The 23608-nt window shown below is 73.5% G+C and carries 20 protein-coding genes; 9 read left to right on the top strand and 11 right to left on the bottom strand.

What is annotated here, in order from left to right:
• Window position 1 precedes the first annotated feature (1 nt).
• From ACIQTO_RS06040 to ACIQTO_RS06025, 4 genes are all read right to left on the bottom strand, one after another.
• Window positions 2–1936, bottom strand: coding sequence for a branched-chain amino acid ABC transporter permease (locus tag ACIQTO_RS06040; protein WP_402384250.1), 1935 nt, complete (start codon window positions 1934–1936; stop codon window positions 2–4).
• Between the two features lie 5 nt (window positions 1937–1941).
• On the bottom strand, window positions 1942–2871 hold the full coding sequence (locus ACIQTO_RS06035) for a branched-chain amino acid ABC transporter permease (protein WP_380573573.1): 930 nt from the start codon (window positions 2869–2871) through the stop codon (window positions 1942–1944).
• Window positions 2872–3031: 160 nt separating this feature from the next.
• Window positions 3032–4261, bottom strand: coding sequence for a branched-chain amino acid ABC transporter substrate-binding protein (locus tag ACIQTO_RS06030; RefSeq protein ID WP_402383461.1), 1230 nt, complete (start codon window positions 4259–4261; stop codon window positions 3032–3034).
• A 586-nt stretch (window positions 4262–4847) separates the two neighbouring features.
• Window positions 4848–5327, bottom strand: coding sequence for a PaaI family thioesterase (locus ACIQTO_RS06025; RefSeq protein ID WP_402383458.1), 480 nt, complete (start codon window positions 5325–5327; stop codon window positions 4848–4850).
• 337 nt (window positions 5328–5664) lie between these two features.
• Between ACIQTO_RS06025 and polA the strand changes: the two genes are divergently transcribed.
• Window positions 5665–8364: a DNA polymerase I gene (polA, locus tag ACIQTO_RS06020; RefSeq protein WP_402384248.1), complete on the top strand. Its 2700-nt coding sequence runs from the start codon at window positions 5665–5667 to the stop codon at window positions 8362–8364.
• Between the two features lie 320 nt (window positions 8365–8684).
• Complete coding sequence (locus tag ACIQTO_RS06015; protein ID WP_402383454.1) at window positions 8685–9923, top strand: DUF3103 family protein; 1239 nt, start codon at window positions 8685–8687, stop codon at window positions 9921–9923.
• Window positions 9924–10005: 82 nt separating this feature from the next.
• Here the strand turns inward: ACIQTO_RS06015 and hrpB are convergent, their stop codons facing one another.
• Both hrpB and ACIQTO_RS06005 read right to left on the bottom strand, forming a co-directional pair.
• Window positions 10006–12564 (bottom strand): ATP-dependent helicase HrpB, encoded by a 2559-nt coding sequence (gene hrpB / locus ACIQTO_RS06010; protein ID WP_402383451.1) that lies wholly within the window; start codon window positions 12562–12564, stop codon window positions 10006–10008.
• Window positions 12565–12658: 94 nt separating this feature from the next.
• Window positions 12659–13474, bottom strand: coding sequence for a class I SAM-dependent methyltransferase (locus ACIQTO_RS06005; RefSeq protein ID WP_402384245.1), 816 nt, complete (start codon window positions 13472–13474; stop codon window positions 12659–12661).
• A gap of 454 nt (window positions 13475–13928) precedes the next feature.
• Here ACIQTO_RS06005 and rpsA point away from each other — a divergent pair, with 454 nt between their 5' ends.
• Both rpsA and ACIQTO_RS05995 read left to right on the top strand, forming a co-directional pair.
• A complete protein-coding gene (gene rpsA / locus ACIQTO_RS06000) occupies window positions 13929–15419 on the top strand; it encodes a 30S ribosomal protein S1 (protein WP_387891445.1) in 1491 nt (496 codons plus the stop codon).
• A gap of 251 nt (window positions 15420–15670) precedes the next feature.
• Complete coding sequence (locus tag ACIQTO_RS05995; protein WP_402383449.1) at window positions 15671–17887, top strand: MMPL family transporter; 2217 nt, start codon at window positions 15671–15673, stop codon at window positions 17885–17887.
• A gap of 55 nt (window positions 17888–17942) precedes the next feature.
• On the opposite strand, the gene zapE (ACIQTO_RS05990) is transcribed toward ACIQTO_RS05995, so the two are convergent.
• The 3 genes from zapE (ACIQTO_RS05990) to ACIQTO_RS05980 form a co-directional block, all read right to left on the bottom strand.
• Window positions 17943–18644, bottom strand: a complete 702-nt coding sequence (gene zapE / locus ACIQTO_RS05990) for a cell division protein ZapE (protein WP_402384242.1) — start codon at window positions 18642–18644, stop codon at window positions 17943–17945.
• Window positions 18595–18972, bottom strand: coding sequence for an AFG1/ZapE family ATPase (gene zapE, locus ACIQTO_RS05985; RefSeq protein ID WP_402383447.1), 378 nt, complete (start codon window positions 18970–18972; stop codon window positions 18595–18597). Before zapE (ACIQTO_RS05985) ends, zapE (ACIQTO_RS05990) begins: the two co-directional genes overlap by 50 nt.
• 100 nt (window positions 18973–19072) lie before the next feature.
• Complete coding sequence (locus tag ACIQTO_RS05980) at window positions 19073–19498, bottom strand: MarR family winged helix-turn-helix transcriptional regulator (protein ID WP_402383445.1); 426 nt, start codon at window positions 19496–19498, stop codon at window positions 19073–19075.
• A 62-nt stretch (window positions 19499–19560) separates the two neighbouring features.
• On the opposite strand from ACIQTO_RS05980, the gene ACIQTO_RS05975 reads away from it, so the two are divergent.
• The 4 genes from ACIQTO_RS05975 (at window position 19561) to ACIQTO_RS05960 (ending at window position 21335) form a co-directional block, all read left to right on the top strand.
• Entirely contained in the window at window positions 19561–20202 is a 642-nt protein-coding gene (locus ACIQTO_RS05975; protein ID WP_402383442.1) for an MBL fold metallo-hydrolase, read from the top strand.
• Window positions 20203–20265: 63 nt separating this feature from the next.
• On the top strand, window positions 20266–20862 hold the full coding sequence (gene coaE / locus ACIQTO_RS05970) for a dephospho-CoA kinase (protein WP_402383439.1): 597 nt from the start codon (window positions 20266–20268) through the stop codon (window positions 20860–20862).
• A 38-nt stretch (window positions 20863–20900) separates the two neighbouring features.
• The gene (locus tag ACIQTO_RS05965; RefSeq protein ID WP_402383436.1) at window positions 20901–21089 is read left to right on the top strand and encodes a hypothetical protein; all 189 of its coding nucleotides are present in this window, start codon (window positions 20901–20903) and stop codon (window positions 21087–21089) included.
• Between the two features lie 15 nt (window positions 21090–21104).
• Window positions 21105–21335, top strand: a complete 231-nt coding sequence (locus tag ACIQTO_RS05960; protein ID WP_402383434.1) for a hypothetical protein — start codon at window positions 21105–21107, stop codon at window positions 21333–21335.
• 11 nt (window positions 21336–21346) lie between these two features.
• Here the strand turns inward: ACIQTO_RS05960 and ACIQTO_RS05955 are convergent, their stop codons facing one another.
• Complete coding sequence (locus ACIQTO_RS05955; RefSeq protein WP_402383431.1) at window positions 21347–22084, bottom strand: hypothetical protein; 738 nt, start codon at window positions 22082–22084, stop codon at window positions 21347–21349.
• Between the two features lie 76 nt (window positions 22085–22160).
• Between ACIQTO_RS05955 and ACIQTO_RS05950 the strand changes: the two genes are divergently transcribed.
• Window positions 22161–23042 carry a LysR family transcriptional regulator gene (locus ACIQTO_RS05950; RefSeq protein WP_402383429.1) on the top strand — a complete coding sequence of 294 codons (882 nt, stop codon included), beginning with the start codon at window positions 22161–22163 and terminating at the stop codon, window positions 23040–23042.
• 85 nt (window positions 23043–23127) lie between these two features.
• On the opposite strand, the gene ACIQTO_RS05945 is transcribed toward ACIQTO_RS05950, so the two are convergent.
• Window positions 23128–23544 (bottom strand): hypothetical protein, encoded by a 417-nt coding sequence (locus ACIQTO_RS05945; protein ID WP_402383427.1) that lies wholly within the window; start codon window positions 23542–23544, stop codon window positions 23128–23130.
• Between the last annotated feature and the right edge of the window lie 64 nt (window positions 23545–23608).

The following is a 23608-nucleotide window of genomic DNA, read 5'->3' as shown; positions in this document are numbered from 1 at the left end:
GTCACGCCCCTGCCTTGGTGAGGGCGACGGTGTCGCCGGTGGGCTGCGCGGGGATCGCGGCCTCGTGGAATTCGAGCTGGCGGCGCCGGTTGGGGATGAGCCCTTCGGGGCGCACGCGCATCAGCACGATGAGGGCGATGCCGAAGGCGAGCAGCTGGTAGTTGGAGAGGAACTCGAGCTTCTTCGGGACGAGGAAGAGCAGGGTGGCGCCGGCCAGCGGGCCGCTGATGGTGCCCATGCCGCCGAGGATGACGGCGGCGAGCAGGAAGGCGGAGTTGGGCGGCAGTGCCTCGGCGAAGGTGTACTGGTCGGGGGTGACGGTGTAGCTGACGTGGGCCTGGACGGTGCCGGCGAGGCCGGCGAGGCAGGCGCCGAGGGCGAAGGCGAGGAGCTTGAGCCGGAACCCGTTGATGCCCATGGCTTCGGCGGCGGTCTCGTCCTCGCGGATGGCGACCCAGGCGCGGCCGATGCGGGAGTCGCCGACCCGGGCGAAGACCAGCACGACGAGGGCGGTGACCAGGAGCATCAGCAGGTAGTAGTTGGAGAACCGGCCGAGTTCGACGCCGAGGACGGTGTGCGGCTTGCCGAGGTCGAAGCCGAGGATCTGGAGGTCGGGGATCCGCGGGATGCCGTTGGAGCCGTTGGTGATCTTCGGGCCGGTGGTGCCGTTGAGGTTGAGCATGGTGATGCGGAAGATCTCGCCGAACCCGAGGGTGACGATGGCGAGGTAGTCGCCGCGCAGCCGCAGGGTGGGGGCGCCGATCAGGACACCGAAGATCATCGAGACCACGGCGCCGGTCAGCATCGCGGCCCAGAACGGGAACTGGACGTGGATCGGCGAGGCGGGGGAGCCGGAGACCAGGGCGGCGGCGTAGGCGCCGACACCGAGGAAGGCGACGTACCCGAGGTCGAGCAGGCCGGCCAGGCCGACGACGATGTTGAGGCCGAGCGCGACCGTGGCGAAGATCAGGATGTTGGCGGCGACCGAGGTGTACTGGTCGCTGGTCTGGGTGAACGGGAAGCCCGCGGCGGCGGCGAAGGCGGCGCCGGTGGTGACCGGGCGGTGCTTGACGGTCAGCGCGCGCAGCCGGGCCAGCAGGCCGGCCTTGCCGAGCGCGGGGATCACGGCGCCGGCCAGCAGCAGGTAGGCGATGAAGAGCTCGCCGTACTCGGTGTCGATGCCGAAGGTGATCGCGAACAGGCCGGCCGCGAAGGCCGCCACGATGAGCAGGACCTCGACCCAGGAGGGCAGTTCCCGGGCGGCGGGCAGCGGCCGCTCGACGGTGCCGAGCCGGAGCCGGCTGTTGGCGAGGTGGCCCAGCTGGAGCAGCAGGACGACACCGGCGGCGATCACGAGGGCGCCGGCCAGGGCGGTCAGCACCGGGGCGACCGGCTTGTCCTCGGGGACGGCGTGGGTGGCGAACCAGGCGATCGGCGCGGCCGGGACGAGCAGGAAGAGCCGCCGGCCGAGGATCCGCAGCGGGACGTGGGTGCGCCGGTCGAGCGGCAGGCCGAGGGTGCCGGCGAGGGCGAGCAGGGAGCCGAGCGCGGCGACCCAGCCGCCGGGTTCGAGGTTGGCGAGGCCGCCGAGGTCGACCGCGATGGCGATGACGGAGAACCAGCTGACGGCGAAGGCGCCGGCGGCGGCGAACAGGACGGCGTTGTTGCTGCGGGCGGGGGCGATCCAGCGCAGGCCGGGGACGCCCTGGGTGGCGAGCAGCACGGCGAGGGTGAGCAGGCCGGAGGTGAGGGCGAGCCACTGGAGGCCGGCGGGGGAGCCGTAGTAGGTGAGGTCGCCGGGGAACTCGTCGGTCCAGGTCCACGACATCAGGGCGGAGGCGGTGGTGGCGACGGCGCCGAGGCCGGTGAGGGCGGCGGCGGCTCGGGCGGGCAGCGGGATGACCGGGGTGGTCTCGGTGGTCGAGGTGGTGGTCATGGTGCTCACGCCCTGTCCGCGACGCGTTCGCCGAGCAGGCCCTGAGGTCGGACGAGCAGGACGACGATGAGGAGTACGAAGGCCCAGACGTCCTTCCAGGCGCCGCCTCCGAAGAGGTGCATGCCGGGCAGGTGCTGGATGTAGCCGGTGGCGAGGGCTTCGGCGAGGCCGAGGGCGACGCCGCCGAGCATGGCGCCGTAGATGTTGCCGATGCCGCCGAGGACGGCGGCGGTGAAGGCCTTGAGGCCGAGGATGAAGCCCATCCGGAAGTCGACCTGGCCGCTGCGCAGGCCGTAGGCGACGGCGGCGACGGCGGCGAAGGCGGCACCGATGGCGAAGGCCATGACGATGATCCGGTCGGTGTCGATGCCCATGAGCTTGGCGGTGTCGGGGTCCTGGCTGGTGGCCTGCATGGCGCGGCCGGAGCGGGTGCGGGTGACGAACCAGCCGAGGGCGAGCATGCAGAGCGGGGCGGCGATGATCAGGAAGATGTCGCTGCGCTGGATGGTGACGGAGCCGAGCTCGAAGGGGTCACCGGGGATCTTGGGGAAGACCCGGGCCTTCTTGGCGTCGGGGTAGAACGAGAAGACCAGCTGCTGGAGGACGATCGACAGGCCGATCGCGGTGATCAGCGGGGCGAGCCGGGGGGCGCTGCGCAGCGGCCGGTAGGCGAAGCGCTCGGCGGCGACGGCGGTGAGGGTGGAGACCAGGACGCCGGCGATCAGCATCAGCGGTAGGGCCAGCCAGAGTGTGGTGCCGCCGGGGAGGGCGAGGTAGGCGGTCAGGGCGCCGAAGCCGCCGACCATGACGATCTCGCCGTGGGCGAAGTTGATGAGCTGGACGATGCCGTAGACCATCGTGTAGCCGATCGCGACGAGCCCGTACAGGGCGCCGAGGATCAGGCCGTTGGCCAGCTGCTGCGGTAGGTCGTGCACCGCTGGGCCTCCGTTGTGCGTGTGGTGGGTCCGCGTGGGTGGTGGATGTGGGGGCGCGCGGGGGCACTCGTGGCGCCCCCGCGCGGGTTGTTCCGACGTGCTGTGGCGTTGCCGACGTGCGGTCGGCTCAGCCGTTCCTCGGTGCCGACGCGCGGTCGGTTCAGCCGCTGAAGGTGCCGGACTTCTCCACGGCCCACTTGCCGTCCTTGACGGTGTAGACGGTGAGCTGCTTGTTGGTGGTGTCGCCGAACTCGTCGAAGGAGACCTTGCCGGTCACGCCGTCGAAGGAGACCTTCTGGACGGCGTCGACGACCTTGGCGCGCGGGCTGTCGGGGAGCTTGCCGCTGTTGGCGCTCACGACGGCCTTGACGCCCTGGATGATGGCCCAGGCGCTGTCGTAGGAGTAGCCGCCGTAGGTCTCGTAGGCGTCCTTGTAGCCGGCGGCCTTGTAGTCGGCGATGAACTTGGCGGCGGTCGGGAGCGCCTCGACGGGCAGGCCGACGGCGGTGGCGAAGTCGCCCTGGCTCTTGGGGTTGAGCTTGATGAAGTCGCCGCTCTGGATGCCGTCGCCGCCCATCAGCGGGATGGTGACGCCGGCGTCCTTGAGCTGGAGGGAGAGCGGGCCGGCGGCGGGGTACTCGCCGCCGTAGTAGACGGCCTCGGCACCGGAGGTCTTGACCTTGGTGACGACGGCGGCGAAGTCGCGGTCGTCGGGGTTGACGTGCTCCTCGCCGACGATGCTGCCGCCCTGCTTGGTGAACTCGCCCTTGAAGGTGGCGGCGAGGCCGGCGCCGTAGGTCTTCTGGTCGTCGATGAGGAAGACCTTGGTCTTCTTGGCGTCCTTGGCCAGGTACTGGGCCGCGAAGGGGCCCTGGACGGCGTCGGTGGTGGCGGTGCGGAAGTAGGACGTGAAGGGGCGGGCCTTCACGCCGCTGGCCCACTTCTCGCCCTGGCTGAGGGCGACGCCGGTGTTGGCGGGGGAGATCTGGACGAGCTTGGCGTCGTTGAAGATCTGCTGCATGGACTGGGCGACGCTGGAGTTCAGCGGGCCGACGACGCCGATGACGTTCTTGTCGGCGACCAGCTGGGTGGCGTTCTGCTGGCCCGGGGCGGGCTTGGCGGTGTCGTCGAGGGCCTTGATCTCGAACTTGACGCCCGGGACCTCGTTCTTCTCGTTGGCCTGCTTGACGGCGAGCTCGACGGAGTTGCGGATGCCGAGGCCGAGGGCGGAGAGGTCGCCGGTGAGCGGGGCGTCGACGCCGATGGTGACGGTGGTGGTGGCCCCGGCGTTGCCGTCCCCGGACTTCTTCTCGCCGCGGGATCCGCAGGCGCTGATGCTGAGGGCGCCGATCACGGCAATGCTCACGACAACTGCTGAACGGTGACGCACAGGGGTCCCCTTCGGTTCAGGAGGGCGCCGCGCCTGAGTGGCGGGAGCCGGGATGCGCGGTGGGGCTGGCCCACTCCGGTGGCGCGGTGACTGGCCGTGACTCTAGATGCCCCTGGGCGGCTCGGGCAGTAGTGCGGCGAGGCTGTGATTCTCTTGTTATGAGCACACGGAGCGACCGTCTCAGTATGTGGTCGTTCTGGTTCGATCGATCCCGCACCATTGGGCATTTACTCGCTGGTAAGCGCATGTAAGGGCCAGAAATGCGGGTGACTCCTGGCCTCGCCGATAATCGGACACGACTGTCCGGCGTGCTGGTTTCGGGCGTGTGCGTCCGAATATCGGACACTTGAGGGGTTGACGAAGGACCTCCGGGCTGCTGAGGGCCCGGAAGTGGTCAAAAGTTCGGATTTCCTACTTGTTACGCAGTGTTACATCCCTGAAAGTGCGCCGAAACGCGGCCGCCCCCTTGTCTGGACCAACGCCTGCCCAGGGCAGTCGAAGGTCAAACAAGGGGGCGGACAAGGGAATTGATGATCAGTCGGCCCGGTCGGCGCGCCATTGGCGGGCCGACCGGGCCGACCGGGCGTCAGAGGTCGCGGAGCATGCAGGTCAGGCGGCAGCTGGTGACCCGCTTGCCGGTGTCGTCGGTGATCGCGATCTCGTAGGTGGCGGCGGTGCGCCCCTTGAACACGGCGGTGGCGACCCCGGTGATCAGGCCGGAGGTCGCCGAGCGGTGGTGGGTGGCGTTCAGGTCCACGCCCACCGCGTACCGGCCGGGGCCGGCGTGCAGCATCGCGCCGACCGAGCCGAGGGTCTCGGCCAGCGCGGCCGAGGCGCCGCCGTGCAGCAGTCCGTACGGCTGCTGGTTGCCCTCGACGGGCATGGTGCCGACCACCCGGTCGCCGGAGGCCTCGACGACCCGGATGCCGAGCTTGTCGCCGAGGCGGCCGCCGGAGAAGGTGACGGGGTCGACGCCGAGCTTGGCGAAGTGGTCCAGCACCTCCTGCGGGATGTTCAGGGCGGGGGCCGCGTCGGGGGTGGTCGCGCCGGGGGCCGCTTCGGTCATGGGGGAGCTCCTGCCGCTCGGGGTCACGTCGTCGTGCTGCCTGTGATCGTACGACCGTCCTACTCGGCGGTAGCGGTCGCGTCGGCGGGTTGGCGTGGCGGGCCGGCCGCGTCCCGCGCACCCCCCTCGCGTCCACGCCCGCGCGCGCGTGGGCGGGCGCGCGCGCCCGCCCGCCCGTGCGGGCGCCCCGCACCCCGGGCTGCGCGGCGCCCTTTTTGTCGGTGCCGGGCCATAGGATCGGTGGCCGGTAGTGGAATCGGCAGGAACGGACGTTGACGTGGCTACGCAGAGTACGGACAAGGGCGCGGCGGGTGGCGACGGGGCGCGGCCCCGGCTGATGCTGCTCGACGGGCACTCGATGGCCTACCGGGCGTTCTACGCGCTGCCCGTGGAGAACTTCAACACCTCCACCGGCCAGCCCACCAACGCGGTGTACGGCTTCGCGTCGATGCTCGCCAACACCGTCCGGGACGAGCGGCCCACCCACCTCGCGGTGGCCTTCGACCTCTCCCGGCAGACCTTCCGCTCCGTCGAGTTCCCCGACTACAAGGCGAACCGGGCCAAGACGCCCGACGAGTTCCGCAGCCAGATCGGCCTGATCGGCGAACTCCTGGACGCCATGCGGGTGCCGCGGATGACGGTCGAGGGCTTCGAGGCCGACGACATCATCGCCACCCTCGCCACCGCCGCCGAGGCGGCCGGCTTCGACGTCGACATCGTCACCGGCGACCGGGACTCGCTCCAGCTGGTCACCGATCACATCACCGTCCTCTACCCGACCAAGGGCGTCTCCGAACTCACCCGCTACACCCCGGAGAAGGTCGCCGAGAAGTACGGCGTCACCCCCCGCCAGTACCCCGACCTCGCGGCCCTGCGCGGCGACCCGTCCGACAACCTGCCCGGCATCCCCGGCGTCGGTGAGAAGACGGCCGCCAAGTGGGTCAACCAGTTCGGCTCCTTCGACGAACTCGTCTCCCGCGCCGACGAGGTGAAGGGCAAGATCGGCGAGAAGCTGCGCGAGCACCTGGACTCGGTGAAGCGCAACCGCGTCCTCACCGAGCTGGTCCGCGACGTCGAACTCCCGCTCGGCGTCACCGAGCTGGGCCGCGCCGCGTTCGACCGCGAGGCCGTGGCCGGCCTGATGGAGTCGCTGGAGTTCCGCAACGCCAACTTCCGCGACCGGGTCTTCGGCATCGACCCGGCCGCCGCCGAGCCCGAGGCCGCCGCCGAACTGGCCCCCGGCGTGGAGGTGGACGGCGAACTGCTCAACGACCCGGGCACGCTGGCCGAGTGGCTGCGCCGGCACGCCGACGCCAAGGCCCCGGTGGCCCTGGCCGCCGTCTACCGCTGGGCGCTCGGCACCGGCGAGGTCACCGAGATCGCGCTGGCCGTCGGCGAGTCCGCCGCCTGGTTCGACCCGGCGCTGCTCGCCGAGGAGGACGAACGCGCCTTCGCCGGCTGGCTGGCCGACCCGGCCGCCCCGAAGGCCCTGCACATCGCCAAGCAGGTGATGCGCGCCTTCGCCGAGCGCGGCTGGACGATCGGGGGCGTCGTCGCCGACACCGCCCTCGCCGCCTACCTGGAGAAGCCCGGCCGCCGCACCTTCACCCTGGAGGTGCTCGCCGAGGAGTACCTGGCCCGCTCGCTCGCCCCGGCCCCGGTCGCCGAGAGCGGCCAGCTGTCCTTCGACACCCCGGACGACGCCGACGACACCGACGGGGTGGCCGCCCGCGCCCAGGCGCTGATGCTCCAGGCCCGGGCCGTGCTCGACCTCGCCGCCCTCTTCGAGACCCGCCTCGCCGAGGTCGGCGCCACCGAGCTGCTGCGCGACATGGAGCTGCCGATCGCCGCCCTGCTGGCCCGGATGGAGCGCACCGGCATCGCCGCCGACCGCCCCTGGCTCACCGGCCTGGAGGCCCAGTTCGCCACCGAGATCCAGCGCGTGGTGGAGGAGGCGCACGCCGCCGCCGGCCACGAGTTCAACCTCGGCTCGCCCAAGCAGCTCCAGGAGATCCTCTTCGGCGAGCTGGCCCTGCCCAAGACCAAGAAGATCAAGACCGGCTACACCACCGACGCCGACGCGCTCACCTGGCTGGCCACCCAGACCGACAACGAGCTGCCCGTCATCCTGCTCCGCCACCGCGACCAGGCGAAGCTGCGCACCACCGTCGAGGGCCTGCTCAAGACGGTCTCGCGGGCCGGGCGTATCCACACCACCTTCAACCAGATGGTCGCCGCCACCGGCCGGCTCTCCTCGCAGGACCCGAACCTGCAGAACATCCCCGTCCGCACCGAGGAGGGCCGTGCCATCCGCCGCGCCTTCGTCGTCGGCGAGGGCTACGAGGCGCTGCTGACGGCCGACTACTCCCAGATCGAGCTGCGCATCATGGCCCACCTCTCCGAGGACGAGGCCCTGATCGAGGCCTTCGCCACCGGGGAGGACCTGCACACCACCGTCGCCTCCCAGGTCTTCGAGGTCCCCGGCGACGCCGTGGACGCGGAGATGCGCCGCAAGATCAAGGCGATGTCCTACGGCCTGGCGTACGGGCTCTCCGCGTACGGGCTCTCCCAGCAGCTGGGCATCAAGCCCGCCGAGGCCCAGGGCCTGATGGACACCTACTTCGAGCGGTTCGGCGGTGTGCGCGACTACCTGCGCCGGGTCGTCGACGAGGCCCGTGCCACCGGCTACACCGAGACCCTGCTCGGCCGCCGCCGCTACCTGCCGGACCTCAACAGCGACAACCGCCAGCGCCGTGAGATGGCCGAGCGGATGGCCCTCAACGCCCCGATCCAGGGCTCGGCCGCCGACATCGTCAAGATCGCCATGCTGCGGGTGGACGAGGCGCTGACGGCCGCCGGCCTCACCTCCCGGATGCTGCTCCAGGTGCACGACGAGATCGTGCTGGAGCTGGTCCCCGGCGAGCGTGAGCGGGTCGAGGCGATCGTCCGCGAGCAGATGGCCGGCGCCTACCCGCTGCGCGCCCCGCTCGACGTCTCGGTCGGCGTCGGCCCCGACTGGGAGGCCGCCGCGCACTGACGCGGGCCCGAGGGCGTGGGTGCGACCCGGTTCGGGTCGCACCCACGCCGCTTTCGGGGGACGGCCGGGCCTGCTGCGGGGGCGGGGGTCTGTGGTGCCCGGAGGCGGGGGGGGTGGGTCGTCCGCCGCGCCGTCCGTCGTCGGACCCCGTCGTCGGAGCCGGTCTTCACGGAGGCGACAGGTTCCAGGGGTTGATACGGCGTCAGGGAGCCTCTTCACTTGTCATGGCACCGACGCTCTTGATCGCGGCGCGGTGCCGCGCCACCCGCTCCGATGCTCGCTCGCTCCGACGCCTCACCCGACGAGTCTGGAGATCCCTCATGTCCGTGCCCCCTCTGCGGCGCGCCGTCGTGGCGCTCGCGGCCCTGTCGCTGCTCGCGCTCGGCGCAGGCCAGGCCGTGGCCGCCCCGGCGCCCGCCCCCGCCGCGTCCACCACCCAGACCACCGCCAAGCAGGCCACCGCCAAGCAGGCCACCGCCACCCAGGCCACCACCACCCAGGTCTCCGCGATCGAGGACGAGGTCGCCCGCGCCCTGGCCACCTCCCTCACCGACTCCGCGCTGCGGGACCGGCTGCGGTCCGCGACCACCGGAGCGGCGACCGGCCCCGTCGGGCTCGCCCCGCTGGCCGCCGCCGCCCAGGGCCCCGCCGCCCGCGGGCTGGCGGCCGCGATCGCGCGGGCGGACCGCGCGATCGCCGCCGCCAAGGGCCTCGGCGCCGACCTGGGCCCGCTGCTGCGCGTCCAGTTGGCCGATCCCTCGATGCGGGCCGCCCTGGACGCGGGCGCGGCCCCGCTGGTGGCCACCGCCGTCGCCGACGACCACGCCCGCACCGTCCGCGCCTACGACACCGCCGGCCGGGCCCACGCCCTCGACGCCGGGGCGGTGCCCGGGCAGCCGGTCTACCTGGTCGACATCGACACGGCCAGGACGCTGGCCGCCGGGCTGGCCGTCCTGCAGCGGGAGTTCGGCGCGCGCGGCCTCGACGCCGCCGCTCCGAACGGGCCGGCCCCCGCCGCCGAGGCGCCCGGCGCCGCCGTCCAGGGGGCCGGCGCGGCGCAGGCCGCCGGCGGCTGGTGGGCCACCAAGATCAGCGGCATCGAGGTGGCCGACGACGAGGAGCCCTGGTTCAAGGGCGCCGCCGAGATGTTCAGCCTGGTGACCGGCTTCGGCCAGGACGGCAAGGTCCGGGTCGACTCGGTCGCGATGCCGTACCTCCAGTACGACGGCACGGTGTACTACCCGAACCAGATCCTGGTGAACTGGTCGAACTACAAGTACAACCTGGCCGATGTCGTCCTGATGGAGGACGACGGCGACACCAACTACCTGGCCCTCGCCCAGGCCGTGGCCGCCGTGCTGCTCACCATCGCCGACCAGGGTGCCTACATTCCGCTGGTCAACGCCGTCCTGGCGGCCCTGCCGGACTCCTGGTGGGTCGACGACCCGGACTACGTGGACTCCTGGTACACCCTCGCCCGCGGCAGCTCGGGCCGTCTCAACGGGGCCCGCGGCAACGGCTGGATGACCGTCGAGCCGTACTTCGTCGAGCAGTTCTGATCCGACCGGACGACCGGACCGGCCGGACCGGCAGCGCCCCGGCCGCCCGCGGGTGTCACCCCGCGGGCGGCCTCCCGGCCGGTCAGCGCCGGGCGTTGAGCCGTTTCGTCGGCTGGGCGGTGGTCGGGTCCTCCGGCCACGGGTGGCGCGGGTAGCGGCCCCGGAGATCGGCCCGGACGGCCCGGTAACCCTCGCGCCAGAACGAGGCGAGGTCACCCGTCACGGCGGCCGGCCGGCCGGCGGGGGAGAGCAGGTGGACGGTGAGCGGCACCCGCCCGCCCGCCAGCGCCGGTGCGGCGGCCCAGCCGAACAGTTCCTGCAACTTCACGGCCAGCACCGGCCGTTCGCCGCTGTAGTCGACCCGGACCCGGGAGCCGGACGGCACCGTGATCCGCTCCGGCGCCAGCTCGTCCAGCCGCCCGGCCTCGCCGCCCGCCCAGGGCAGCAGCCGCTTCAGGGCGGCGGCCGTGTCGATCCGGGCGAGGTCGGAACGCCGCCGGGCGCGGGAGAGTTCGGGCTCCAGCCAGTCGTCCGCCCGGGCCAGCAGCGCCTCGTCCGAGACCGCCGGCCAGGGCTCGCCGATCGCCGCGTGCAGGAAGGCCAGCCGTTCGCGCAGCCCGGCCGCCGCGGCCGACCAGGTCAGCAGCTCGCCGACGCCCTCCCGGGCCAGTCCCTCCCGCAGCGCGGCCCGCAGCAGGGCCGGCCGGGGCCGGTCCAGCGGCGCCGCGGCCAGTTCGACGGCGCCCAGCGACTCCACCCGCCGGGCCGTCACCTCGCGGCGCCGGACGTCCCAGCGCACCTCCTCCCGGGTGGCCAGCAGCGGCGCTCCCGCCAGCCGGGCCGTCTCCTCGTCCAGCGCGGCCGCGTGCAGCACCCGCGCCGACGGCGACCCGGCCGGCCGGTCCGCCACCGCGACGGCCAGCCAGGGCACCGCGCCCAGCGCGGTGCCGGGCGCCAGTTCGGCCGCCGTGCCCGAGGCCATCAGATACGGGCTGCGGGCCCCCGGCTCGGGCTTCTCCACCCGGGCCCGGGCGATCCGCTCGGGGAAGGCGAGCGCCACCACCAGGCCGACCGCCGCCGCGTCCGGCAGCGGCGTCGCCGGTGCCTCGTCCACCCCGCGCAGCAGCCGCCGCACCTCCTCGCGCCAGCGGCCCGGGTACGGGTCGCGGCCGTCCCGGACGGTCCGCAGCACGGCGCCCAGGTCGTCGCCGAGCGCGCGCGGCGGCTCCTCCGACAGCAGGGCCACCACCTCGGCGGCGCGCCGTGAGCCGACCGCGGGGGCGCCGTCCACCAGGGCGCGGGCGAGCCGGGGGTGGAGGCCCGTCCGGGCCAGCCGGACCCCGCGCGCGGTGGCCCGGCCGTCGGCGTCCACCGCGCCGAGTGCCAGCAGGGTCTGCCGGGCGGCGGCCATCGCCCCGGCCGGCGGCCGGTCGGGCAGCGCGAGGCCGGTCGCCTCCGGGTCGCCCCAGCAGGAGGCCTGCAGGGCGAACGGGGTGAGGTCGGCGAGGGCGATCTCGGGGGTCGGGAAGCGGGCGGCGAGCGCGTCCTCGGCCTCGGCCCAGCAGCGGTAGACGGTGCCCGGCGCCTCACGCCCGGCCCGGCCGGCCCGCTGCCGGGCGGCGGCCAGCGAGGCCCGGACGGTCACCAGACCGGCCAGTCCGCGCGCGTGGTCGGTGCGCGGCTCGCGGGCCAGGCCGGCGTCGACCACGGCGCGCACCCCCGGCACGGTCAGCGAGGACTCGGCGACGGCGGTGGCCAGCACCACCCGGCGGCCGTCGCCCGCCGCGAGCGCCGCGTCCTGTACCGGCTGCGGGGCCCGGCCGTGCAGTTGCAGCACCTCGGCCGGGGCGTCCGCCAGTAGGCCGGCGACCCGGGCGATCTCGCCGACGCCGGGCAGGAAGCAGAGCACGTCGCCCCGGCACTCGGTCAGCGCCCGCCGGACGGTGGCCGCGACGTGCTCCAGCAGCGCCGGGTCGACCCGGGTGCCGTGCGCCGGCCGGACGGCCCGGGGCGGCGGCGCCCACACCACCTCGACCGGGTGCGAGACGCCGTGCGCCTCGACCACGGGCGCCGGGCCCCGCGCGTCGCCGAGCAGGTCCGCCCAGGCCGCCGTGTCGGAGGTCGCCGAGGCGCAGAGGATCCGCAGCTCCGGCCGCAGCGCCGCCCGGACGTCCAGCAGGAAGGCGAGCGCGGTGTCGGCGTCCAGGTGCCGCTCGTGGCACTCGTCCAGCACCACCACGTCGACGCCGGGCAGTTCCTGGTCGCGCTGGAGGCGCTGGAGCAGTACGCCGGTGGTCACCACCTCGACCACGGTCCTCGGCCCGACCCGGCGCTCGCCGCGCACGGTGTGGCCCACCTCGGCCCCCACCGTCGAGCCGAGCAGCCAGGCCATCCGCCGGGCCGCCGCCCGCACCGCGAGCCGGCGCGGCTCGGCGACCAGCACCCGGCGGACCGGGCGGGCGGCGTCCCCGTCGAGCAGCCCGGCCAGCGCCAGGGGCACCAGCGTGGTCTTGCCGGTGCCGGGCGGGGCGGCCAGCACCGCCACCCCGCGCTCGTCGAGCGCGCGGTGCAGGGCCGGCAGGGCGGTACGGACGGGCAGTTCGCGCCAGGCGGGGTTCACCCGCACAGTCTCCCCGATCACACCGGCCGGCCTCCGCCCCCGCCGGTGCGAGGGTCCGCGCCGGCCCGCCGGCCCGCCGGGCCCGCCGCGGGCTCAGGTCCGGCTCAGGCCCGGCTCAGGCCCGCTCGGAGACGAAGATCGCGGTGCCCGGGATCAACCGCCCGCGCAGCGGCGACCAGCCGCCCCACTCCTGTTCGAGCCCGGCCGGCCACTCCGGTTCCACCACGTCCAGCAGCCGGAACCCGGCGCCGACCAGCTCGCGCACCCGGTCCCCGACGGTGCGGTGGTGCTCGACGTAGGTGGCCCGGCCCTGAGCGTCCTGCTCGACGTACGGGGTGCGGTCGAAGTACGAGGCGGTGGCGGTCAGCCCCTCGACACCCGGCTCGTCCGGGAACGCCCAGCGGATCGGGTGGGTCACCGAGAACACCCAGCGCCCGCCCGGGCGCAGCACCCGGCGCACCTCGCGCATCAGCGCGGCGGTGTCGGCGCTGAACGGCACGGCGCCGTACGCCGAGCAGGCCAGGTCGAAGGAGCCGTCGGCGAACGGCAGCACCGCCGCGTCGGCCTGGACCACCGGGACGGGCGCGCCGCCGCGGACGAGGTCGATCCGGCGGGAGTGCTGGAGCTGGCGGTGGGAGATGTCCAGGGCGACCGGCCGGGCGCCCCGGGCGGCCAGCCAGCGCGAGCACTGGGCGGCGCCGGCGCCGATCTCCAGGACGCTGCGGCCGGCGATCTTCCCGAGCAGTCGGACGTCCGCCTCGTCCAGGCCCTCCGGGCACCAGGTGAAGCGGTCGTCGCCGAGGAACTCGCCGTGCTCGTCCTGGTATTCGTCCGCGTTGCGGTCCCACCAGTGCCGGCTGGCCCGGCTGCTCTCGCCGGACTCGGCCTCGCGCCTTAGCGCGTCGTCGCCGTCGTCGTCAAGATCATGCAGGTCGGACGGGGGGGTGGTGGCCACGGTGATAATGCCCATCGCGTAGGGTGTGGTCTGCGGAAGCGCCGCTGCCGCGACCCGGCCCGTCAAGGGCCCGGATCCAGGCGGTGGCATCCGGGGAAGGGCTTCCTGCGGCCGCCACCATGAGGTGCGCAATCGGAGGATATGGCCTGATCCATACCGGCCTCCACCGTCTTGACGCCCTTGGCGTTGACCGTGCCTGGCCGTCCCCGTATGCTACAAGTTGCGCTGCGGGCCTGCGCGCCTCGGACGGAGCAGGTCGCGCTCGCATCTGTCGAAGACCCCACGGTCGCAAGACGGACACCGAATTTCTCGCTGTGCGGGAATTTCCGGTGCGCCGTGTTCTTGGCTGTCCGGCTTTCGGCAGGAGCGATACGGGCCCTCCGCGTGGCATTACCTACGACTTCATGTCCGCACCGGAGCCCTTTTCCTAATGACGAGCCCCACCGACTCCTCCACCAGCACCACCCCGCAGGTCGCGGTCAACGACATCGGCGACGCTGAGGCGTTCCTCGCGGCTATCGACGAGACCATCAAGTACTTCAACGATGGCGACATCGTCGAGGGCATCATCGTGAAGGTCGACCGTGACGAGGTGCTCCTCGACATCGGTTACAAGACCGAGGGTGTCATCCCGTCCCGTGAGCTCTCGATCAAGCACGACGTCGACCCGCACGAGGTCGTCAAGGTCGGCGACGAGATCGAGGCCCTGGTTCTCCAGAAGGAGGACAAGGAGGGTCGTCTGATCCTGTCCAAGAAGCGCGCTCAGTACGAGCGTGCCTGGGGCACGATCGAGAAGATCAAGGAAGAGGACGGGATCGTCACCGGTACCGTCATCGAGGTCGTCAAGGGTGGTCTCATCCTCGACATCGGCCTCCGCGGCTTCCTCCCGGCCTCGCTGGTCGAGATGCGTCGTGTTCGCGACCTCCAGCCCTACGTGGGCAAGGAGCTCGAGGCCAAGATCATCGAGCTGGACAAGAACCGCAACAACGTGGTCCTGTCCCGCCGTGCCTGGCTGGAGCAGACCCAGAGCGAGGTCCGCCAGACCTTCCTCACCACCCTGCAGAAGGGTCAGGTGCGCTCCGGCGTCGTTTCCTCGATCGTCAACTTCGGTGCGTTCGTGGACCTCGGCGGCGTCGACGGTCTGGTTCACGTCTCCGAGCTGTCCTGGAAGCACATCGACCACCCGTCCGAGGTTGTCGAGGTCGGCCAGGAGGTCACCGTCGAGGTTCTCGACGTTGACATGGACCGCGAGCGCGTCTCCCTGTCGCTGAAGGCGACCCAGGAGGACCCGTGGCAGCAGTTCGCCCGGACCCACCAGATCGGCCAGGTCGTCCCGGGTAAGGTCACCAAGCTGGTTCCGTTCGGTGCGTTCGTCCGCGTGGACGAGGGGATCGAGGGTCTGGTCCACATCTCCGAGCTGGCCGAGCGCCACGTGGAGATCCCGGAGCAGGTCGTCCAGGTCGGCGACGAGATCTTCGTCAAGGTCATCGACATCGACCTCGAGCGTCGTCGCATCAGCCTCTCGCTGAAGCAGGCCAACGAGGCCCTCGGTGCCAACCCGGCCGAGGTCGAGTTCGACCCGACCCTGTACGGCATGGCCGCTTCGTACGACGACGCGGGCAACTACATCTACCCCGAGGGCTTCGACCCCGAGGCCAACGACTGGCTCGAGGGCTTCGAGAAGCAGCGCGAGGCGTGGGAGGCCCAGTACGCCGAGGCGCAGTCGCGCTTCGAGTCGCACCAGGCCCAGGTCATCAAGAGCCGTGAGGCCGACGCCGAGGCCGCTGCCGAGGGTGGCGACGCTGTCGCCGCCGCCGCCGGTGGCTCGTACTCCTCCAGCAGCGACGAGGGCTCCGGCGCTCTCGCTTCGGACGAGGCCCTGGCTGCCCTGCGCGAGAAGCTGGCGGGCGGCCAGAGCTGAGCTCCCGCCCCTCGCTAGTGCCCTGCGCATAGCCGCTTGATCGATGAGCCCCACCCGGAATTCCGGGTGGGGCTCATTGTTTTGGGCATTCACTTATTTGTTCCTTATATGCGGGATTTTTGTGATAAGGGGCTCATCGGGTGCCTATGGGTGTTTCAGGACCTGGGGCCTACCTTGGGATCAGTTGCCCGATGGGTCGCTCACCCGGCCCCGCACGCTAGGCACCCCTGCACATGCGCCGTAGCACCGCAGTGACACCCCCCACCCGCACGTCCGCCGGCCGCCAGGTCGACGGACGCCTTGCCGCCCTCGGCCGTTTCTGCTTCCGGCACCGGCGCTGGGTGCTCGGTTTCTGGGCCGTCGTCCTGGTGGTCGGGGTCCTGATCGGCGGCCGGGTGTTCGAGGGATCCGTCGCGGGTGCCTCCTCGGCCAGTTCCGAGGCCGACCGCGGCGGCGCGGTGGTCGCCGCGGCCGATCCGGCCCGGGGCACCGTGACCGCGGTGGTGGACGGCAGGCCCGTCGACGACCGGGGCGTCCGGGACGCCGTGACCCGGGCCACCGCCGAGATCGCCGCGCTGCCCGGGGTCTCCTCGGTCACCGACGCCTACGGCTCCGGTCCGGCCGGCGCCGCGCTGCGGTCGGCCGACGGCGACGCCGGCCTGGTCTCGGTCCGGATGGCCGACGGCAGCACCGCCGCGCAGACCGACGCCGTCACCCAGCGTCTGGCCGGGATCCGGGCGGACGGGGCCCACGTCACCGTCGGCGGTGACCTCGTGCTGGAGCAGGAGGTCAAGAAGCAGACCGAGAAGGACACCAGGTTCGGCGAGATCGTCACCCTGCCGGTCACCCTGGTCGTCATGGTGCTGGTCTTCGGCGGGCTGGCCGCCGCCAGCCTGCCGGTGATCGGCGCGGTCGCCTCGGTGGGCGGTGCGCTGCTGGCCATGTTCGGGTTCAGCAGGATCATGGACATCGACACCAGCGTGCTGCCGATCGCCACCGTGCTGGGGCTGGGCCTGTCGATCGACTACGCGCTGCTCATGGTGAATCGTTTCCGCGAGGAACGCGGCCATGGCGCGGGCATCGCCGCCGCCGTGGAACGGACCGCCGCCACCGCCGGCCGGACCGTCGCCTTCTCCGGGCTGACCGTCGCCGTGGCGCTCTCCGGTCTCTTCGTCTTCACCAGCCCGGTGCTCGGCGCGGTCGCCGCCGCCGGGGTGAGCGTGGTGGTGATCGCCGTCGCCGCCGCGCTGACCCTGATCCCCGCGCTGCTCGGTTTCGCCGGGAGCCGGATCAAGGCCCCCGACGCGCCCGTCCCCGACGAGGGCTTCTTCAGTCGCACCGTCCGCCGGGTGCGCAAGCGCGCCGTGCCGGTCGCGCTCGCCTGTACCGCGCTGCTGATGGCGGCCGGGGCACCGTTCCTGCACGCCGACATGCGCACCTCCGGCGCTGCCGTGCTGCCCGCCTCCTCGGCCGGCCGGCAGGTCGCCGAGACCATCGACCAGCGCTTCCCGCAGGCCTCGCAGGCGCCGGTCACCGTGGTCGTCGAGGGCGGCGCACCGGTGGCCCAGGCGTACGCGGACGAGGTGGTCGCCAAGCTGCCCGGTGTCGACGGCGTCCGGGCGGTGACCCCGGTCGGCGACAAGCTCTCCACCATCGACGTGCTGGTGCACGGCGACCCGCAGGGCGGCGGGGCCAAGCAGGTGGTGAAGGAGCTGCGGGCCGACCGGGCCGGGCTCACCACCTATGTGACCGGCGGCGCCGCCTCGGTGGTCGACTTCCAGCACGAGCTGCTCACCCGGGGGCCGGTCGCGCTGGGCCTGGTGGCGCTCGGCACGCTGGTGCTGCTCTTCCTGATGACCGGCTCGGTGGTGATGCCGGTCAAGGCCCTGCTGATGAACCTGCTCTCGCTGGGTGCCTCGCTGGGCGCCCTGACCCTGGTCTTCCAGGACGGCTGGTTCAGCGGCCTGCTCGGCTTCAGTCCCACCGGCGGGCTGGAGACATTCATACCGGTACTGGTCTTCGCCTTCGCGTTCGGCCTGTCGATGGACTACGAGGTGTTCCTGCTGGCCCGGATCAAGGAGCTGCGGGACAAGGGCCACAGCTGCACCCGGGCCGTCGAACTGGGCGTCCAGCGCAGCGGGAAGATCATCACCTCGGCGGCCCTGCTGATGGTGATCGTCTTCGCCGGGTTCGCGCTCGGGGACATGCTGATGGTCAAGCAGATGGGCATCGCGCTGGCCGTCGCCGTGGCGGTGGACGCCACGGTGGTCCGGTGCCTGCTCGTCCCCGCCGCGATGAGCCTCTTCGGTGAGTTCAACTGGTGGGCCCCGGCCCCGCTGCGGCGGCTGCACCGACGGTTCGGCCTGAGCGAGCACGTCGAACTGCCGGCCATCGAGCCGGCCGTGCTGCCGGTGCCGCGGGCCCCGGTCCACGACCTGGCGGGCGCGGGGGCGGACGCGCGCGGCTGAGGAGCCGGCCGGAGGGACACCGGCCGGCCCGGTCCGGCCCCCGCCGCGGCCCGGCTCAGTCCGGCCGGCGGAGCAGGACGAGGCGGCTCGCGGTGCGGTCGAGGTCGAGCAGCGGGCCGGAGTCGCCGGACAGTCCGGCCAGCGGGTCGGCGCCGATCAGCACCAGGCGGGTGTCCCGGTCACAGCAGACGTCGACCAGGTTGGCGAAGCGCCGGCGGGCGTCGGGGGACACGGTGGACAGCGGCGGCACCCCGTCCAGGACGAGGGCGGGGAAGCGCTCGGCGAGCACCAGGTAGTCGGACACGGCGGTGCGGCCCTCGCACAGCTCGTCGAAGCCGAACCAGACCAGGTCGTCGCGGACCGCCCGGGCCGGCAGCGCGCGGTGGTGCGCCGGCACCGGACCGGCCTCCTCGGGCCGCGGCGGGGTGAGGCCCGCGGCCTCCTCCGTCCCGGTGGCCAGCCGGGCGCCCAGGGTGAAGCGCTGCCGCGCGTCGTCCGGTCGCGGCTGCCGCCGGAAGTCCACCGCCCCGGAGACGTTCAGGACGTCCATCCGCTCCTCGATCAGCCGGATCGTCGGTTCGAAGAGGTGGTGGTGGAGCGGGTTGGGCATCAGCCCGGCGGGCGGGTAGTTGGACGTGGTCACCAGGGTGATCCGGCGCTCCAGCAGGGTGCCGAAGAGGCGGGCGACCAGCATGGCGTCGCCCGCGTCATGGGCGTGGAACTCGTCGAAGACGAGGAGCCGGCAGTCGCCGAGCAGCTCGTCGACGGCGCGGTCGACCGCCGAGCCCTCGTGGGGGGGCGTGCGACTCCCGGGCGACGCCCTCGTGCAGCCGGCGGAAGAAGTCGTGGACGTGCAGCCGTCGCTTGCGCGGGGTGGGCAGGCCGTCGAGGAAGGTGTCCACCAGCCAGCTCTTGCCGCGGCCGACCGGACCCCAGAGGTAGAGGTGGCGCGGCGGCCGCCGCAGTCGCCAGGCGGGGTGGGCCAGCTCGCCCGCGAGCCGGCTGAGCCGTTCGACCGGTGGTTCCTGCGCCGGGTCGAGCGTGAATCCGCGCTGTCCGGCGGCGCGCAGGAAGTGCGCGCGCATCGACTCGTACTGTCTCCCCGCCCGGTCCGTCACGCCTCGCGACCCTAGCAGGGCGTCAGAACGGCCAAGATCGCTTGGAGTTGTCCCGCTGCCCGGCCGTTCAGCGCAGTCGGCGCAGCAGGTCGACGGCCGTGCGCAGGGTCTCCCGCTCCTCCGGGGCGAGGCGGGTCTCGACGGCGGTGGCGATCACCGCCTCGCGGCGGGCGCGCTGCTCGTAGAGGGCGGCGCGGCCCGCGTCGGTGGGGGTGACGAGGAGCTTGCGGCCGTCGGTGGCGTGCGGCTCCTGGGTGACCAGGCCGGCCTCGGTGAGCAGGGCGACCGTGCGGGCCATCGACTGGTGCCGGACGCGCTGGTGGGCGGCGAGTTCGCTGACGGTGCGGGCGCGGCCGTCGCGGACGAGCAGGCCGAGGACGGCGGCCTGGTTCTGCGGCAGGGCGTCGGTGTCGCGCAGGGCGCGGACCAGCTCGCCGATGGCGGCGCGCAGGTCGGCGGCGAGTTCGAGGGCGTCGGGGGACGGGCTGTTCATGGGAGAAGCGTACCGGCACTCTGTGCAGCGAGGCTGTGCAGCCTTGCTGTACATTCGGTGGTATGAGGATCACGAAGTTCGGACATGCCTGCGTTCGCCTGGAGCACGGCGGCACCACCGTCGTCATCGACCCCGGAATGTTCACCGACCCCGCCGCCTTCACCGGCGCGGACGCGGTGCTGATCACCCACGAGCACGTCGACCACTTCGAGGAGGCCCGGCTGCGGGCCGCGCTGGCGGCGGACCCGGCGCTGCGGGTCTGGACCAACGGCGCGGTCGCCGCCCAGCTGGACGGCCTCGCGCAGCGGGTGGCGGTGGTCGGGGAGGGCGACGCCTTCGAGGTCGGCGGGATCGGTGTCTCCGTGCACGGGGAGTGGCACGCGGTGATCCACCCCGACATCCCGCTGGTGCCGAACATCGGCTTCCTCTTCGACGGCCGGCTGTTCCACCCCGGTGACGCGCTGACCGTGCCGCCGCACGTGGTGGAGACGCTGCTGCTGCCGATCGCCGGCCCGTGGACCAAGGTGGCCGAGCTGGTCGACTACGTCCGGGAGTCGGGTCCGCGCCGGGCGCTGCCGATCCACGACGCGGTGCTCAGCCCGGCGGGCCTGGCGGTGCACACCCGACTGGTCGGCCCCGCCGGCCCGGGGACGGGGGCCGAGCTGTGCGCGCTCGGGGAGGGCGAGAGCCTCGACCTGGGCTGACCCCGGGCGGGGTCGCCCGCGACGGGGCTGACCGCGACGGCGGCGCGCCGGTAGCCTGGCGCCATGCTGAAGATCGGACTGACGGGTGGCATCGGCGCCGGCAAGAGCGAGGTGTCGCGGCTGCTCGCCGCCCACGGCGCCGTGATCGTGGACTCGGACGTGATCGCCCGCGAGGTGGTCGCCCCCGGGACGGACGGCCTGGAGGCCGTGGTGGCCGAGTTCGGCGCGGGCGTGCTGCGGCCGGACGGGTCGCTGGACCGGCCCGCCCTCGGCGCCGTCGTCTTCGCCGACCCCGAGCGGCTCAAGGCGCTGAACGCGATCGTCCACCCGCTGGTCCGGGCCCGCTCCGCCGAGCTGGAGGCGGCCGCCGCGCCGGACGCGGTGGTGGTGCACGACGTTCCGCTGCTGGTGGAGAACGGGCTCGCCCCGCTGTACGACCTGGTGCTGGTGGTCGACGCCGAGGACGCGGTGCGGATCGACCGGCTGGTCCGGCTGCGCGGGATGACCGAGCAGGAGGCCCGGGCCCGGATGGCCGCGCAGGCCACCCGGGCCGACCGGCTGGCCGTCGCGGGCCTGGTGATCGACAACAGCGGTCCGCTGGAGGCCCTCCCGCCCCGGGTGGACGAGGTCTGGGGCGAGCTGAAGTCCCGTCAGGTCTGATCCGGTCAGGCCGCCCGGGCAGCGGTGATCATGGGGCAATGGCTGATCACATGACTCCCGACGTCGTCCGCCTCGCCGACTACGGCCCGGCCGAGCAGGCCGAGATCCTCGGCGACGGCCCCGATCCGTACGGTGTCGCGGACACCGGGCTGACCTTCCTGCCCAAGGAGATCCACTTCGGGGTGCGCGGGGAGGGCGGCCGGCTGCTCGCCCACTCCGGCCTGTGACGGCTGCCGTTCACGGTGGGCGGCGTCGACCTGGAGGTGACGGGTGTCGGCGGGGTGGCCGTCGCCCCCGACGCCCGGGGGCGCGGCATGGCACGCGCGGTCTACGGTCTCACCTCGAAGCGTGATCCGGTGGTGCTGGATGCCCGGACCGGGGAGGACCGTGAGACCGCCCCCGGCGCGAGCCCCTACCTGGTGGACGAGTACGTCGCCCTGGCGGGTGACGGCCTCTATCTGTCGGTCGGTTGACCCGGGGCGGGTCAGTCCCGCGCCGGTACCGGTTGTCCGGCCGCCGCCGCGTGGTCGACCGCGGCGGCGGCGAGGGCGCGCAGGATCGGGTGGGCGCGGGTGCCGTCACCGGCCAGCTCCGGCTGGAACAGCGAGGCCAGGAAGAAGGGGTGGCCGGGGAGTTCGAGCATCCTCAGGTCGCCGTCGTCGTCCGCGCCGGTGAACCGCAGCCCGTGCTCGCGCAGCCGCTCCAGGTAGGCGGCGTTCAGGCCGTAGGCGCAGTGGTACCGCTCCAGCGTGCGGGTGGTGCCGAGGACCCGCTCGGCCAGCGTGCCGGGGGTGATCCGCACCGCGCCCTCGTGCCCGACCAGCGAGCAGCTGAGCGGCACGATCACCAGCTCCTCCTCGTCGGGGTGGCTCTCGCCGTGCGCGGCCGCGCCGATCCCGCAGACGTCGCGCGCGTACTCCAGGACGGCGTGCTGGAAGCCGGCACAGGTGCCGAGGAACGGGATGCCGCGCTCGCGGGCCGTCCGGACGGCGGCCAGCGCGCCCGCCTCGCTGCGGTAGGGGCTGCCCGGGAGCAGCCAGATCGCGTCGAAGCCGTCGAGGGCGCCGGGCGCCCCGGCGTCCTCGGTGGGGATCCAGTAGGCGTCCAGGACGAGCTGGTCGCGGGTGGCGAGGGCGTCGAGCAGCCCGGGGACGCGGGCGTGCGAGCGGACGGCGGGGGAGCGGTCGCCGACCAGGGCGACGCGGGGGGTGCGGTAGGTCATGCGGCTATCCTGACCGTCCGTTGGGCATCAGTGCCAACGATGATTTCTGACCCTTCGATCAGAGGTACTGATAGCCATGGACCCGCACCAGCTGCGCACCTTCGTCACCGTGGCCCGGCTGGGTTCCTTCTCCGCGGCGGCCGGAGAACTCGGCTACACCCAGTCCGCCGTCTCCCAGCAGATCGCGGCCCTGGAGGCGGACCTCGGGACCAGCCTGCTGGTCCGCCGCCCGGTCGGCCCGACCGAGGCGGGCGCGCGGCTGCTGGAGCACGCCGGTCCACTGCTGCTGCGGCTCGACGCGGCGCGGGCCGATGTCGCACGCCTGGCCGGTGCCCCGGCCGCCCGCCTGCTGCTCGGTGCCACCCCGCTGGCGGTCGACCCGGCCCTCGGGCGCGCGCTCGCCGAGGTGCGCCGGGAGTACCCGCGGGTGGACCTCGCCGTACGGGTGGTCGCCCAGGAGGCGCTGCCGGCCCTGGTCGCCACCGGCGAGGTGGACCTCGCCCTGATCGACGGCCTCGCCGCGCCCAGCGATCCGCTGCCGCTGCCGGACGTCGGCCCGCTCAGCACCGTCGCCGTCGACGAGCGGCCGCTCGCCGTCGCCCTGCCCGCCGGGCACCCGCTGGCCGGTCACCGCGGCCTGGCCCTGGCCGACCTCTCCGCCGCCCGCTGGCTGGACGCCCCCGACATCGCCCCCGGCGCCGCCCGGCTGCGCGCCGCCACCGCCGTCGACGGCTTCCGGCCGGCCGCCCGGTACCTGGGCACCGACGTGCGCGGGCTGCTCGCCCTGGTCGCCGCCGGCCACGGCCTGGTCGTCCTCCCGGACTCGGCGGTGGCGGGAGCGGCGGGCGTCGTCGCGGTACCCGTCGGTGAGCCGCGACTGGTCCACCGGACGGAGCTGGTGCACGGCAGCCTGCCCGAGGGGCCGGCGGCAATGCTGGCGCGGCTGCTCGACGGGTGACGGTCCCGTCGGCCGGTCGTCCCGGTCGGTCCGGGGGCGTCGGGACCGGGGGACGGCGTGCACGACCCGCGGTACCGGACCGGACCTACCCGACGATCTCGGCGCCCTCGCAGCACGGACCGTCGAGCTGGTAGCAGAGGTAGCGCAGGCACCCGAGGCAGACCTCGATGTTCTCCAGCCGCCAGGTGTCCCCGTGGCAGGCACAGACGGCCCGCTGCCGCAGCGTCAGGTCCCAGCCGGAGCGGCCGCCGAGGGCGTCGTAGGCCCGGTCGAGGAAGGCCGCGGTCGGTTCGCCGGCCCGCTCGCCCCGGGCCGCGGCGGCCAACTGCCAGCAGCGGAGGGCGAAGAAGGCCCTGCCGTCCACCAGGCCGGCCGGGTCGCGGCCGGCTTCGTCCCAGGCCCGGGCCGCCGCGGCGACCCGCTCGGGGAACGGGCGGGCGTGGTCGAGGAGCAGGGAATTCCCCGCCGGTGCGGTGGAGTCCGGTAGCTGGCCGGTCGTCATGGTGGCCCCCTTTCGGGGCTCACGGTAGGTCATCGCCCGTCGCCGCCGTCAAGACGGTCCCGGC

Source organism: Kitasatospora sp. NPDC091207 (genome assembly GCF_044768625.1).
GTDB lineage: Bacteria > Actinomycetota > Actinomycetes > Streptomycetales > Streptomycetaceae > Kitasatospora.
Note: the sequence above shows the minus strand (reverse complement) of the source record. Positions and strands in the feature narration are given on the sequence as shown.